The sequence below is a fragment of the Microbacterium sp. genome, from assembly GCF_031179285.1.
In the GTDB taxonomy this organism is placed as follows: domain Bacteria; phylum Actinomycetota; class Actinomycetes; order Actinomycetales; family Microbacteriaceae; genus Microbacterium.
On record NZ_JAPSHY010000005.1, the window covers coordinates 107,387 to 121,410 of the forward strand.

13 protein-coding genes are annotated in these 14,024 nt (G+C 70.1%); 6 read left to right on the forward strand and 7 right to left on the reverse strand.

Annotation, left to right across the window (positions count from 1 at the left end; translation table 11 throughout):
- The first annotated feature begins 57 nt into the window (after nt 1–57).
- The 3 genes from RIN18_RS04995 to RIN18_RS05005 all read left to right on the forward strand — a co-directional run bounded on the left by RIN18_RS04995 (nt 58) and on the right by RIN18_RS05005 (nt 2,640).
- A complete protein-coding gene (locus tag RIN18_RS04995; RefSeq protein ID WP_309102848.1) occupies nt 58–474 on the forward strand; it encodes a MarR family winged helix-turn-helix transcriptional regulator in 417 nt (138 codons plus the stop codon).
- 96 nt (nt 475–570) lie between these two features.
- A complete protein-coding gene (locus tag RIN18_RS05000) occupies nt 571–1,509 on the forward strand; it encodes an EamA family transporter (RefSeq protein WP_309102849.1) in 939 nt (312 codons plus the stop codon).
- Between the two features lie 84 nt (nt 1,510–1,593).
- The gene (locus RIN18_RS05005; protein WP_309102850.1) at nt 1,594–2,640 is read left to right on the forward strand and encodes a DUF561 domain-containing protein; all 1,047 of its coding nucleotides are present in this window, start codon (nt 1,594–1,596) and stop codon (nt 2,638–2,640) included.
- A gap of 15 nt (nt 2,641–2,655) precedes the next feature.
- On the opposite strand, the gene purU is transcribed toward RIN18_RS05005, so the two are convergent.
- Entirely contained in the window at nt 2,656–3,507 is an 852-nt protein-coding gene (gene purU / locus RIN18_RS05010) for a formyltetrahydrofolate deformylase (protein ID WP_309102851.1), read from the reverse strand.
- A gap of 87 nt (nt 3,508–3,594) precedes the next feature.
- Between purU and RIN18_RS05015 the strand changes: the two genes are divergently transcribed.
- Together RIN18_RS05015 and RIN18_RS05020 are read left to right on the forward strand one after the other, a co-directional pair.
- Nucleotides 3,595–4,809, forward strand: coding sequence for a cation:proton antiporter (locus tag RIN18_RS05015; RefSeq protein WP_309102852.1), 1,215 nt, complete (start codon nt 3,595–3,597; stop codon nt 4,807–4,809).
- Nucleotides 4,806–5,273 carry a glutaminase gene (locus tag RIN18_RS05020; RefSeq protein WP_309102853.1) on the forward strand — a complete coding sequence of 156 codons (468 nt, stop codon included), beginning with the start codon at nt 4,806–4,808 and terminating at the stop codon, nt 5,271–5,273. The genes RIN18_RS05015 and RIN18_RS05020 overlap by 4 nt, the downstream gene beginning before the upstream one ends.
- 30 nt (nt 5,274–5,303) lie before the next feature.
- Here the strand turns inward: RIN18_RS05020 and RIN18_RS05025 are convergent, their stop codons facing one another.
- The 6 genes from RIN18_RS05025 to RIN18_RS05050 form a co-directional block, all read right to left on the reverse strand.
- Nucleotides 5,304–6,020: a GMP synthase gene (locus RIN18_RS05025; RefSeq protein WP_309102854.1), complete on the reverse strand. Its 717-nt coding sequence runs from the start codon at nt 6,018–6,020 to the stop codon at nt 5,304–5,306.
- A gap of 62 nt (nt 6,021–6,082) precedes the next feature.
- Complete coding sequence (locus tag RIN18_RS05030) at nt 6,083–6,820, reverse strand: LysR substrate-binding domain-containing protein (protein WP_309102855.1); 738 nt, start codon at nt 6,818–6,820, stop codon at nt 6,083–6,085.
- Nucleotides 6,821–6,850: 30 nt separating this feature from the next.
- A complete protein-coding gene (locus RIN18_RS05035) occupies nt 6,851–7,258 on the reverse strand; it encodes a DapH/DapD/GlmU-related protein (RefSeq protein WP_309102856.1) in 408 nt (135 codons plus the stop codon).
- 80 nt (nt 7,259–7,338) lie between these two features.
- On the reverse strand, nt 7,339–8,112 hold the full coding sequence (locus RIN18_RS05040; RefSeq protein WP_309102857.1) for a DNA-formamidopyrimidine glycosylase family protein: 774 nt from the start codon (nt 8,110–8,112) through the stop codon (nt 7,339–7,341).
- Entirely contained in the window at nt 8,112–8,915 is an 804-nt protein-coding gene (locus RIN18_RS05045; protein ID WP_309102858.1) for an EI24 domain-containing protein, read from the reverse strand. Before RIN18_RS05045 ends, RIN18_RS05040 begins: the two co-directional genes overlap by 1 nt.
- Nucleotides 8,916–8,934: 19 nt before the next feature.
- Nucleotides 8,935–13,533, reverse strand: a complete 4,599-nt coding sequence (locus RIN18_RS05050) for an ATP-dependent helicase (RefSeq protein ID WP_309102859.1) — start codon at nt 13,531–13,533, stop codon at nt 8,935–8,937.
- Between the two features lie 69 nt (nt 13,534–13,602).
- Here RIN18_RS05050 and RIN18_RS05055 point away from each other — a divergent pair, with 69 nt between their 5' ends.
- Nucleotides 13,603–14,013 carry a DUF6157 family protein gene (locus tag RIN18_RS05055; protein WP_309102860.1) on the forward strand — a complete coding sequence of 137 codons (411 nt, stop codon included), beginning with the start codon at nt 13,603–13,605 and terminating at the stop codon, nt 14,011–14,013.
- Nucleotides 14,014–14,024 lie beyond the last annotated feature (11 nt).

Genomic DNA, 14,024 nt, shown 5'->3' on the forward strand with positions numbered 1-14,024 from the left:
GATGTCAAAGCATTTAATGCTCAAACATTAAATGTCGCCACATGTTACGATCGATCCATGAAGTCTGCGCCCGATGACGAAGTCTGCGTGCAGTGGTCCGAGACTCTGCGCATGTATCACACCGCGTCGAGCGAACTCGAAAGTGAACTGCAGTCGCAGCATCAACTCGGTCTGAGCGAGTTCGAGGTCCTGCAGGCCCTCTCCGCTCGCGGTCGCGACACCGAGGGTCCCAAGGTCAGGATGAAGGACCTCGAAACCGAGATGTATCTCAGCCAGAGCGCGCTGTCGCGCACGGTCTCGCGTCTCGAGAAGGTCGGCCTGGTCGCCCGAGGCGAATGCGATTTCGATCGCCGTGCGATCTTCGTCTGGCTCACGGATGAGGGGTGGGCCCGCTGGACGGCGGCGAGCCCGACGCATCGGTCAGTGCTCGAGAAGTACTTCGCTCCCTCGCTCGAGGGTTCGGCACGGGTGTAGGGCGCCTCCAAGGAGGCCAGCTCCGCGTCACTGCTTCCGGCGACGTGCCCGCCACCGATTGGACGTGTCGCCGGGTGATGCCCCACGCTGGAGTGCGTGCACCCGACCTCGTCCCGCCCCCTCGTCGGTGTGGCGCTCGTCGTCGGTTCGTGCCTCTCGCTTCCGTTCGGGGCCGCCATCGCCGCTCAGCTGTTCTCGGTGCTGGGCTCGTGGGGCGTGACCTCGCTGCGCATCGGCATCGCAGCGCTCCTTCTCCTCGCTCTCGTACGCCCGCGGCCGGCCCGGTGGACCAGGCAGCAGTGGATGGCCGCCACCCTGTTCGGTGTCTCACTGGCCGCCATGAACGGGTTCTTCTACGCGGCCATCGATCGCATCCCCCTCGGCCCGGCGGTCGCCATCGAGTTCCTCGGTCCGCTCGTCCTCGCCGCCGTGCTCACGCGTCGCGTCGTGGACGCGGTGTGGGTGGGTGTGGCGCTGATCGGCATGGTGCTCCTGGGAATCGACGGGCTGGTCGGTGCCGATCCTCTCGACCCGCTGGGCGTCGTCTTCATCCTCATCGCCGCGGTGTTCTGGGTGATGTACATCCGGATGAGCGCGCGGGTCGGCGCGACCATCCCTGGCAGTTCGGGTCTCGCGGTCGGGCTCGTGATCGCCGCAGTCCTCCTGTTGCCCGTCGGCATCCCCGCCTCGGTGACCGCCGCGGGCGACGGTCAGCTGCTGCTGCTGGCGGTGCTCACCGCCGTGCTCTCCTCGGTGATCCCGTACAGCTTCGAGCTCGCCGCGCTCCGCCGCCTGCCGCAGCGGGTGTTCGGCGTGCTCCTCAGCCTCGAACCGGCCTTCGCGACGCTCGCGGGCTGGCTGATTCTCGGTCAGGACGCGACGCCGCTGCGGATGCTCGCCATCGCCCTCGTCGTCGCGGCGAGCGTCGGCACGACGCTGGGCGTCCGGCCCAGTCGACGGTCGGCACCCTCGCCCGAGAGCCGTGACGACGATCCACCCGGCGTCTTCACCGGTCCGGTCCCGCTACCGGACTGAGGCCGAGAATGAGAACGTCGACGGCCATCTCGGCGATCGTCGAGCGACGACCCCCTCGGCCGGCAGACGGCGTAATCTCGGATCATGTACGACCTCACGGCGCTCCTCGGCATTGAGCATCCGATCATCCTCGGCCCGTACGGCGGCCTTTCCTCGGTGCCCTTGACGGTGGCGGTGAGCGAGCTCGGGGGGCTCGGCTCCTACGGTCTCTACGGCTACGACGCCGACCGCATCCGCTCGACCGCGGCCGCCCTGCACGCGGCGACGTCTTGCCCGTTCGCGTTGAACATCTGGCTCCCGACCGGCGACGAAGTCGAGCCGAACCCTCAGCACTCCCTGTTCGCGCAGGCCTTGCAGCCGTTCTACGAGGCGACGGGGATTCCGGTCCCCGCGCGTCCTGACCGATACCTGCCACCCGTCGAAGAACAGCTTGAGGCGGTCTGGGAGGCCGCACCCGCCGTGCTCAGCGTGGTGTTCGGGGTGCCCGCACCCGAGGTGATCCAGACCGCGAGGAGCCGCGGCATCCGCGTCATCGGAACCGCCACCACCGTCGCCGAGGCCGTCGCGCTGGCGGACGCGGGGGCGGATGCCGTCGTCGCGACGGGAATGGAGGCGGGAGGGCACCGCGTGTCGTTCCTCCGTCCGGCGGAGGAGTCGCTCATCGGTACCTTCGCCCTCGTTCCTCAGGTGGTCGACGCGGTCGACGTGCCGGTGATCGCGGCGGGCGGCATCGCCGATCGCCGAGGCGTCGCCGCCGCATTCGCCCTCGGGGCCTCCGGCGTGCAGGTGGGGACCGCATTCCTCGCGACCAGGGAATCGGCCGCGAACGATGCGCACCGCGACGCCATCCGATCGACCCCCGCGGAGGACACCGTCCTCACGCGGGCGATGAGCGGACGGCTTGCGCGAGGTGCGCGCAACAGGGTGATCCGGGCGGTCGAGGCCAGCGGTACGATCGCGCCCTTCCCGATGCAGAACTGGCTGACGGGTCGCTTCCGCGCGGCCGCCGTCGAGCAGGATCTCGGCGAGCTGCAGTCGCTGTGGATGAGCCAGGCGGCGTCGCTCGCTCGGTTCGATACCGCGGCCGATGTGTTCGCGGAGCTGCAGGCGGGTCTTCCGGCCGACCGCTGAGCGCCGGCTGACCGTCTAGAGGATCACGGTCGAGCGGCCGTGCACGATCACGCGGTCCTCGGCATGCCACTGCACGGCGCGCGCCAGCACCAGGCGCTCGACGTCGGCTCCACGGCTCTGCAGCTCGGCAGCCGACTCGGAGTGCGTCACGCGGGTGACGTCCTGCTCGATGATCGGTCCCTCATCGAGATCCGCCGTCGCGTAGTGCGCCGTGGCTCCGATGAGTTTCACCCCCCGGTCCTTCGCACGCGCATAGGGGTTCGCCCCGATGAAGGCGGGCAGGAAGGAATGGTGGATGTTGATGACCGGGGCACCGATGCGACCGATGAAGTCATCGGTGAGGATCTGCATGTACCTGGCGAGCACGACGAGGTCGACGTTTCCCTGCAGCAGTTCGAGTTGCCGGGCCTCCATCGCGGCCTTGTCGCCGGAGGGGATGTGGACGAACGGCACGCCGAACGAGCGCACCGCCTCCGCGAGATCCGGGTGATTGGACACCACCATGGTGATGTCGATGTCGAGCTGACCGCGCTGGGTGCGCCAGAGCAGCTCCATCAGGCAGTGGTCGTACTTCGACACGAACACGGCCACTCGCTTGCGCTTGGCGACGTCGTGCAGTGACCAGTCCATGCCGAAACGCTCGGCGACCATGGTGATGCTCTCCTCGAGCGCGGGCCGGGCTGCCGCCAGGCCCTCCAGGTGGATCACGGTCCGCTGGAAGAAGCGCCCGCCCTCGGCATCCGTCGAGTGCTGGTCGAGCGAGATGATGTTGGCACCGTGATCGGCGAGCACGCCCGCCACCGCGGCGACGATGCCGGGCTGGTCGTCGCAGGCGATCAGGAGGCGGGCGGTATCGGGCTGGGGCATGGCGGCTCCTCGGAGAGTGTCAGTCGATTCTGCCGCGGATGCGTCGGCCCCGCGAATCGCACGCTCCCGGGTCGCTAACCTGAGATCGTGAACGCCGGAGATGTCGGTCTGGTGCTGCTTCCGCTGCTCGCGGTCGCAGCGCCCCTGCTGGCACGCGGCGTGCGCCCGATCATGCGGGTGCCCATCATCGTCTTCGAGCTCCTGCTGGGCATTCTCGTCGGTCCCGCAGCACTCGGGTGGGTCGAGCCGCATGCCATCCTCGAGAAGCTGAGTGACTTCGGGCTCGCCATGCTCTTCTTCGTCGCGGGGTCGGAGATCGACTTCAGGAAGATGGCGGGAAGGCCCGTCGTGCGCGCATCGATCGGCTGGGTGCTGAGTGTGGCGCTCGGAATCGGCGTCGGGCTCTTCCTCGCACCGGGAGAGGGGATGGTGGTGATCGGCATCGCTCTCAGTTCCACCGCCCTGGGCACCCTGATGCCGATCCTGCGTGACGCGCGAGAGCTGAACACTCCGTTCGGCCAGGTCGTCACCGCCGTCGGCGCGGTCGGCGAGTTCCTTCCCCTCATCGCGATCTCTGTCTTCCTCAGCACCCGGACGACCCCCGTCGCCGCGGCGGTCCTGCTGGGCTTCGTCCTGCTCGCGGTCCTTGCCATCCTCCTCGCACGACGGCTGCCCCACGGACGGCTGCACTCGCTGATCAGAGCCACCATCCACACCTCCGAGCAGTTCGGAGTCCGCTTCGTGCTGCTGCTGATCGCCGCCCTCGTGGGACTGAGCGTGATGCTCGATCTCGACATGCTGCTCGGCGCCTTCGTCGCCGGGGCGATCTGGCGGATTCTCATGGCGCGGGCTCCGCGGAAGGACGCGGAGGATGTCGAGAGCAAGGTCGAGGCGATCGCCTTCGGCTTCCTGGTGCCGATCTTCTTCCTCTACACCGGCGTGAACTTCGATCTGGCAGCTCTCCTCGCCTCACCGGCGGCTTTGGCACTGGTGCCGCTGTTCCTGATCGCTCTGCTCGTGATCCGCGGATCGGCGGCGCAGCTCTCCGCCCCGCCCGGTCTCGCCCTGCGTGACCGCGCCGCTCTCGGCGCACTCGCGGCCACCGGGCTGCCGATCATCGTCGCCGTGACCGCCATCGGCGTCGACCAGGACATGCTCGACACCGGGACGGCCGCGGCCCTGGTCGGAGCCGGGATGCTGTCGGTGCTGATCTACCCGCTGCTGGGAATGACGCTGCGCGGTGATGCACAGCGCATCGCGGGCCCGCAGCCGGCGGACGAGCTGCCGCAGGGGGAGCTGTGAGGAAAGCCTCGGAGGTGATCGTCGAGGCGCGCGCGGCTCTGGCCGGGCTGCCGAAAGAGGGGCTCGGCGAGGAGCGCAGCTCTCGCTGGCGGGGCCAGCGCATCGTGAGGGTCGGTGCGGCCTGGCATCTGGGCGTGCTCCTGCTGACGGACGGGCAGGCGCTGGCCACCGGTGAGGTTCTCCGCGCAGCAGATCCCGGCCGTCGCGGGTACACGGCCGAGTCCGCCCGCGCCAGAGCGGCGCGTCGCGAGCTGGCGTTGCGCGGTGGATTCGCGCAGGGCGAGGTGGTGCACGTCGGCTGGAGCGTGATCGATGTGGCCGCGGTGGATGCCGGTGGTTCGTCGGGACCGCTGACCGTGCTGGACGGTGTGACGTCAGTGCGCTGGAGTTCGGTCGGTGGCTACGTCCCGCTGGAGACCTACCTCAGCGAGCGGATCGAGCTGCTGCGGGGCAGCGCGCCCTGATCGGACGCCGCGCACCCAGCGGGCGCAGTCTCAGGCGAATGTCTCGGCGAATCGCCGCAGCAGAGCCGCGCCCTCGGTGACCGACGCCGAGAGCACCTGCGTCTGCACGCTGTCGAACTCCGACGGATCGAAGTAGCCCGTGGTGCGGTAGAGCGTCATCCGGTCGGCGAAGTCGCGCGGCGTCGGCTCGGGGTGGAACTGCACCGCGTACAGGTGCGTTCCGACGCGATACGCCTGCACGGGGCACACCGCGTTGGACGCGAGCAGCACCGCCCCCGGAGGAACGGCGACGGCGCTCTCCTTATGGGCCGTGAGCACGGTCAGCGCAGGGGCGCTCGGACCGAACACAGGGTCGCTCGCTGCCGCCGGAGTCGTCTGGATCGCAGTGGCGCTCGTACTCTCGGGTGTGGCAGTGGTCACCTCGCCCCCCAGCATCCGCGTGATGACGCCGATGCCGTAGCAGGTGAAGAACGCGGCCGTCTCGCCGGCGATCGCCGCGCGCGCGATCTGCTCGAGGTCCGATTCAACGGCTCGCTGCACCGGGGTCTTGGCGCCGTCGGTCACATTGAAGGGCGACCCGCCGACGACGATGGCGCTGTAGTGCCCCAGGCGCGCCGGGTCGAGTCGCTCGGAAAGCAGGTCGAGCCGGTCCACGACGTCGACGCCCAGAGCACGCCGGAAGGAGGCATGTTCGGCATCGGCCGCTCCTCGTTCCGGGCGCACGCAGACGTAGAGAAGCGAGGCCACCCGGCGATTCTAACGAGCGCGGCTGGCAGGCGCCCATTCGGCGACGCATGAGGACGCGGCCGTCAGCGGGACGAGTTGGCCGTCCGCCCGCGCACGATCCCGATGAACGTCTCGACATCGGCGGTGGTGCCCTCGCGCCGCCACGCCAGGGCCACGGTCGAGACGGGCCCGTCGATGAGGGGCCGGTGATCGGCATCCTTTCGCTGATGCAGTCGTGCGAGCGACATCGGCACGACGACGAAGCCGACGCCGGCGGCCACGGTGGCGATCGCGTCGGCCGTCGTCGGCAGCGCGGGGAAGGCCGGGCTGAGCGTCCCCGGCAGATCGAGTAGCGCCAGCGTGTCGTCCATCGGGGTGATCTGGACCTCACCCGCGAGGTCGGCGGCTGTCAGTTCGTCGACAGCCATCAAATGCGAGTCGGAGGACGCGACGACGACCGGCATCTCGTCGTAGAGCGTGATGACATGCGCATCGGCGTCATCGAGCGGCAGACGGACGAGGGCGGCGTCGACGCTGTCGATCGCGGAGCGCTGGTCGGCGACCTCGATGGGGACGAGTTCGACGGGCACATCCGGCATCCGCTGCTTCCAGGCGTCGACCCACTTGCCGGGTGTCGCGCCCGGGATCACGCCGAGCCGGAAGGTCCGGGGCGCCTCGGCGACGGGATCGGCGTCGAAGACGACCTTCGACCGCTTCGCCTCGCGTGGCTTGGCTTGGCCACGCGGACCGCCATTCGAGGCGCGCTTGGCACCACGTCGGGGAACGGGCTTGCGACCCGCTGCCCCGCCTGGTTTCGCCATGCGTCCAGGGTACTCGCGGACCGGCGTCGATCAGGCGGCGAGCCAGAGACCCTTCTGATCGGTCGCGACGGTGAGCCCGGCCGCGACCGTCTCATCGTCGCCGATCTTGGCACCTCGCGCGATCCGCGCACCGGCCCCGACATCCGTCCGGACGCCGATGTGGGCGTTGTCGCCGACCGCGGCGCCCTCACCGATGTGCGCATGAGCATCGATGTGCGCGCCTTCGCCGATCACGGCATCCGGTTCGATCCACGCGCCCCGGGCGATGGTGGCCCCGGCGCCGACGCGTGCGCCGGGTTCGATGTACGCCCCGGCTTCGATGACCGCTTTCGGATGCACCTTCGCGCCGTGCGCGACGAGACCTCGGCCATTGGCGTGCTTGCGATAGCGCAGAGTCGCTCCGTGGTCGTTCTCGATGTCGACGTAGTTCTTGCCCACGATTCCTCCCGTGCCCGGAGTTGTCCGGATATATCAATAACCGCAGGTGGACTCGATTCATTCCCGCCGGGAGATGGGTTTCACCGCTGACAGAAAGGGCACCAGAACGTGATCCGCTCGCGGGTGGGATCGGCCCCCAGTTCGCCGCGACGGATGGGGGTTCCGCAGCGTCGGCACGGGCGACCGGCACGTCCGTACACCCACGTCGCCTGTCCAGGGCGGTTGATTCCGGTGAAGGTCCGGTTGGAGCGTTCGAGGTTCGCGCGGATCGTGCGCACGCCCAGGTCGAGGAGGGCAGGCACATCCACCTCGGGCGTCGGCGTCGTCGGCAGTACGCCGCGCAGAAACAGCAGTTCGGCCGCGTACTCGTTGCCGAAACCGGCGACGTTGCGCTGGTCGAGGAGCGAGACATGGATGCTGCGCGCATCAGCGCTCAGCCGCCGGACGGCCTCCACCGCATCCCAGTCATCTCCCAGTGGGTCCGGGCCCAGGTATCCCACGAGCTCGTCCTCCTCGCGCGTCGGCACGATCTCGACCTCGGCCAAGTCGATCCCGACAGCTTCGCGCTCTCGGGTGCCGACGATCGCACGCACCTTGAACGCCGGATGGCGCCACTTCTCTCCGGGCCGATAGATGAGCCAGGCGCCATCCATCCGCAGGTGCGAATGCAGCGTGCTGTCGCCGATGCGCAGCAGCAGGTGCTTGCCGCGCGCCACCGCACCGTGAATCGGCTGGCCGCGGAGATCGACGGTCGCGGCGCGCGGGACGCGGATGTCGAAACGCGCGGTCTCGTGACCGGCGAGCGCTTCGTCGAGACGCCGAGCGGTGCGGTGAGCGGTGTCGCCCTCCGGCATCACGCCCGCCTGGCGGAGGGTGGCGGAGGGGGAGGCGTCGCGCCGGCGGGCGGCGCCGTCGGCGCCGCGCGGCGGGAGCGTTCCATCATCGTGCGCGCCAGCATGGTGGATCCTGCGACGGCCGCCGGCATGACGGCGATGGCGCCTCCGGGGACGAGGAAGAACAGTTGCGTGGCGACGCCGAAACCGAGCACCCGAGCCCTGCTGCCGGCGAACAGAGCGGCGCGATCGGCGGGGCTGAGGTCTCTGGCATCGAAGGCGCGGCCGGTGAGCTCGCGCGCGAGCAGTCGTCCGTTGAGCAGCACCCCGGTGCAGGCGCCGAGAATCCCGCCGATGAGCGGGACGAACCCGGCGAGCAGCACGATCACGGCGATGAGGATGCCGAGGACGACGAGCCGGAGTCCCTCGGCGACGCTCGTCCAGAACCCACCACCACCGGGCGGCGGAGGGTCACCGAGGTCCTTCTCGACGGCGTCCCAGATCCGCTGGTAGAAGGGGTCGCCGATCGTCAGGGTGAGTGCGGTGAACACGGTGCTGGCCAGAGCGATCGCCGCGACGACGATGACGACCGCGACGGCGCCGCGCAGCAGCTCCTTCCAAGGCGCCGGCCACTCCTCGGCGAACGGCGTCACCCAGGCGCTGATGTGGCCGATGCCGAGCAGCAGCGGGATCAGCGCCGCCGCCAGCACGACGAGTGAGATGACCGCGGGCAGGAGTCCGAGAGCCATCAGGCCGCGCCGAGTGCGCCACAGCGCGAACCCCTGCAGCAGGATGCGAACGCCGGCACCGAACTCGCGAAACATGTGTCCAGCGTAGAGGGCGCTACAGCGCCTTCCGCAGCGTGTAGCCGCGCGGTGTCACGACGAATCCCGACTCCTGCAGTGCCGTGGCGATCTCGGTGCCGTAGACGCCTTCGCCGTTGACCTTCTCGACCGTGAGCGTGTCGAGGCGTCGGGACCGGGCGGTGTCGGCAAGATCCGCGGCGGCCGCGCGGAGCACGTCGCCGTCGTCGGAGAACGACAGCACCGTGCGGCCGCCGCGCTCAAGGTACAGCACCAGCTCTCCGTCGACGAGCACGACCAGCCCGCCGGCCTTCCGCCCCGGACGATGCGTCACGCCCTCCCGCCGCGGCCAGCCGAGGGCTGCGCCGTACGGGTTCGCCGGGTCCGTCGCGGCGAGGGTGACCGCCTTTCGCGGCGGCGGGTCGGAGAGCGCCGCGAAGGTGCGCAGCCGGTCGACCGTGGCGGAGGCGGCGAACTGCGCGGCTCCGAGCTTCTCGATGACGTAGCCGCGGCGGCAGTGCCCCGCCTCCTCGAAGCCCGCCAGCACACGGTACGCCTGGGCGAAACCGCCGGGCACACCCTCGGCCTGCACCGCACCGCGGGTGACGACCCCGTAGCGGTCGAGGAGGAGACCTGCCGTCACGGTGGCCCGGCGGGCGGCATCGGTCTCGGCCGTCGGCAGGAGCGACCAGCGTCCGCCGACGGAGGCCGGACGCGGTGTGGATCGAGCGAGGGACATGCCGCGATACGTCTTGGTGCGAGGCGCTCGCCGGGTGACGCGGTGCGCCTGCGATCCGCCGCCCAGCAGGCTGCGGACCGGGGCGAAGGTGTCGTTCGTCACGCGGCCGGCCCACGTCAACGACCAGAGCGCCTCGAGGACCGACTGTTCGTTCTCGGCACCGGCCATTTCTCTGAGCTGGCCCGCGAAGTACGCACCGCCCGCGCCGAGAGCCTCGAGCAATCGCTCCTCGAGCGAGTCTGGCGCCGGTTCGTCGTCGGGCTCGGGGAGCGTGAAGGGGGCGAGGTCAGCCGGATGCAGGGAGACCCAGCCGTCGCGCCCCGGAAGCGTTCCGTGGCCCGACCAGATGACCTCGCCGCTGGTGGTGAGTTCATCGAGGAGCCCCGGCGTGTAGTCGCGGACGCGCGACGGCAGGATCAATGACTCCCACGCGCTGGCGGGGATGGGGACACCCGCGAGTTGTTCGATGACGGACATCACGCCGTCGAGCCCCTCCTGCGGCCGAGCCAGGTGCTGCCACTCCGGCAGGAATCGCGCGTACGCCGCCGGAGGCACCGGTTCCACGCTCCCGCGGATCGCGGCGAGAGAGCGCATCCGCAGGCGCCGCAGCACCTCGGTGTCGCACCACTCGATGTCGGAACCGCTTCCCGATGCCTCCGGCAGGAAGTACCCGCTGGTGATGCGTCCGGCGTGCTCGAGCCGCTGGAGCGTGTGGCGGGCGACGGCCGCTCCGATTCCGAAGCGGGTAGCGACGGCATCCGTGGTGAACGGCCCATGCGTGCGGGCGTGCCGCGCGACGAGATCCCCCAGGGGGTCGGCGACCGGCTCGAGAAACGCGACGGGAATGCCCGTCGGCAGCGCGACGCCGAGAGCGTCGCGCAGGCGCCCGGCATCCTCGATGGCGGCGACGCGGGCGACGCCGGCGATCGTGACCGGCACGGCCCGCCGCGCGGCGACGAGTGCGTCGAGGTGACCGGTCGCAACGGATGCGTCCGCGTTGTCGGCCAGCCGGGCGGCGACCTCGGTGGCATCCAGCGGTCCGAGCATGCGGAGCAGGTCGGCTGTTCCCTCGAGCCCACGCGCGCGACGCTCCGGATCGAGGCGCTGAGCCTCCTGCTCGAACTGGGTGATGACTGCCGGGTCGAGCAGTTCTCGCAGCTCGACGGTTCCGAGAAGCTCCCCCAGGAGAGCGGGATCGACAGACAGCGCCGCCGCCCGTCGTTCCGCGAGCGGAGAGTCGCCCTCGTACATGAACGCGCCGACGTAGCCGAACAGCAGATCGCGCGCATAAGGTGACGGCTGTGACGGCTGCGTCTCGACGAGGCGGATCCGCCGCTCTGCGATCGAGGTGGCGAGCTGGCGCAGCGAGGGCAGATCGTAGACATCCTGCAGCACCTCGCGCAGGGTCTCCAGGATCACCGGGAACGTCGGATGCCGTCGCGCGACCTCGAGCAACTGGGCCGAGCGCTGGCGCTGCTGCCAGAGCGGGGAGCGGCGGTTCGGGTTGGTGCGGGGCATGAGGAGGGCGCGGGCGGCGCACTCCCGGAACCGCGAGGCGAAGAGGGCGGAGCCCCCCACCTCCTCCGTGACGAGATGCTCGAGCTCTTCCGGATCGAACACGAACAGCTCGGCACCCGGGGGCTCGGCCTCGGCATCCGGGATCCGCACGATGATGCCGTCGTCGCTCGCCACCGCCGATCCCTCGACGCCCAAGCGCTCGCGTACCCGGGCGTTGATCGCCAGAGCCCAGGGCGCGTGCACCTTCATTCCGTAGGGGGAGTGCAGGATCACCCGCCAGTCGCCGACCTCGTCGCGCCCGCGCTCGACCGTGAGTGTGCGGTCGGTGGGGAGGGTGCCGGTCGCCTCTCGCTGTTCGGACAGGTGTGCGAGCAGGTTCATTCGCGCCTGCTCGTCGAGGCCGGCGTCGATGAGGCGCTTCGCCGCCTTCTCAGGGGTGGCCGCCGACACCTCTCGGGAGAACGCCCCGAGCGCCTCACCGAGCTCGAACGGCCGGCCGATGCCGTCGCCGTGCCAGAAGGGAACCTTGCCCGGCTGGCCGTACGCCGGGATGACGTTCACCCGGTCGTGGGTGATCTCGGCGATCCGCCAGCTCGTCGTGCCGAGGGTGAACACGTCTCCGACGCGGGACTCGTACACCATCTCCTCGTCGAGCTCTCCGACCCGAGCGCCCGTCGTCTCGCCGGCGACGAACACGCCGAACAGCCCGCGGTCGGGGATCGTGCCGCCGCTGGTCACCGCGATGCGCTGTGCGCCGGGCCGTCCGGTCAACGTGCCGGCATCCCGGTCCCAGACCAGTCGTGGGCGGAGCTCTGCGAACTCGTCGGAAGGGAAGCGGCCCGCGAGCAGGTCCAGGGTCGCTTCATACGCCGAGCGGGGGAGTGCCTGGAACGGCGCGCTGCGCCGAAGCGTCTCGAACCACTCCTCGACACTGATCGGACCGAGCGCGCACGCGGCGACCGTCTGCTGGGCGAGGATGTCGAGCGGGTTGCGCGGCACCCGGATCGCCTCGATCTTGCCCGCCAGCATCCGTTCGGTGACGATCGCCGTGTGCAGCACGTCGCCGCGGTGCTTCGGGAAGAGGGCGGCGCGGCTGATCTCGCCGACCTGGTGCCCGGCACGCCCGACGCGCTGCAAGCCGGATGCTGCGGACGGCGGCGCCTCGACCTGGATCACGAGGTCGACCGCGCCCATGTCGATGCCGAGTTCCAGGCTGCTGGTCGCGACGACGCAGCGCAGCACGCCCGACTTCAGTTCCTCCTCGACGACGGCGCGCTGCTCTTTCGACACCGAGCCGTGATGCGCTTTGGCGAGTACCGGATCGGCGCCCGCAGTCGATCCGGCCTGCGCCATCATCTGCGCCGGCGGCCCTGCGGGCTCGGGAATCGCCACGCCCGTCCGCTCGGAGTAGATCTCGTTGAGGCGGCCGGTGAGACGCTCGGCGAGCCGCCGCGAATTGGCGAACACGATGGTGGAGTTGTTCTGCAGGATGCGATCGACGATCGCTTCCTCGACGTGAGGCCAGATGGATCCCGTGACCTCGGTGTACTCGGCATCGGCGGTCTCGCCGGGCACACCGGGCGGCGGAGGAGGGTTGGTCATGTCGTCCATCGGGACGACCACCGAGAGTTCGAAGGTCTTCGAGGCGGGCGGAGCCACGATCTCGACGGGCGCGGACCCGCCGAGGAACCGGGCGACCTCGTCGATCGGCCGCACCGTGGCGGAGAGTCCGATGCGCTGGGCGGCTGTCTCGGCGCCCTCCGCGCGGCGCAGGGCATCCAGCCGCTCCAGGCTGACGGCGAGGTGCGCCCCGCGCTTGGTCGCCGCGACCGCATGCACCTCGTCGATGATGACGGTGTGCACGCCTCGAAGCGTCTCTCCGGCACGGCTCGTGAGCATGAGGTACAGCGACTCGGGCGTGGTGATGAGGATGTCGGGCGGGTCCGAGACGAGCTTGCGCCGATCGCTCGAGGTGGTGTCGCCGGAGCGGACGCCGACGGTGACGACGGGCGCGGCGAGCCCCAGGCGCCGGGCGGACTGACCGATGCCGACGAGCGGCGAGCGCAGGTTGCGCTCGACGTCGACGCCGAGGGCTTTGAGCGGGGAGATGTAGAGGATGCGCGTGCGCGGCTGGCCCTTCGGCTGCTTCGCGCCGTCGGCACCGGCTGCGGTCGCTGTCTCGAGACGTTCCCGGAAGACGCTGTCGATGGCCCAGAGGAAGGCGGACAGCGTCTTGCCCGACCCCGTCGGAGCCACGACGAGCGCGTGCTTGCCCGCCGAGATCGCGTCCCACGCACCCGCCTGAGCCGGCGTGGGCGCGTCGAAGGCACCTCGGAACCAGTCCTGCGTGGCCGGGGTGAAGCGGTCGAGCACGTCGCTCATCCCTCCATCTTCGCCGAGGCCGCCGACATCGGCTGGACGGATGTCTGCGGCGGGGTGGATGCTGGTGCCATGGCGCAGCACACGACGAACTACCGAAGCACTTTCATCGAGGTGGCGGAGGACTGCCCGATCGGTCATGCGGTCGAACCGCCGGTGACGGACACGCCGTCGATCGCGGCGCTGCATCACCGGCTGATCGCCGAAGAGCCGTACGCCCGTACCTCGGACGACGTGATCTTCGAGACCTATGCCCTTCGAAACGGCATCGCCGTCGACGATGCCGCGGCACGCGAGGCCTTCTTCTCGAAGGGACAGCCGTGCCTGCGCTCGTCACCCCTCGGGAAGCGCTACGGATGGGGAACCCATCATGACGCCGAGGGCCGCGTCGCGCTGGTGCCGCGCGACTCCGAGGAGTACGCGGTGCTGGCGGCCGACCCCGACCTCTCGCACACGAAGGCGATGCGCAGCCGGCGGGCCTGAGCCCGCCGGCT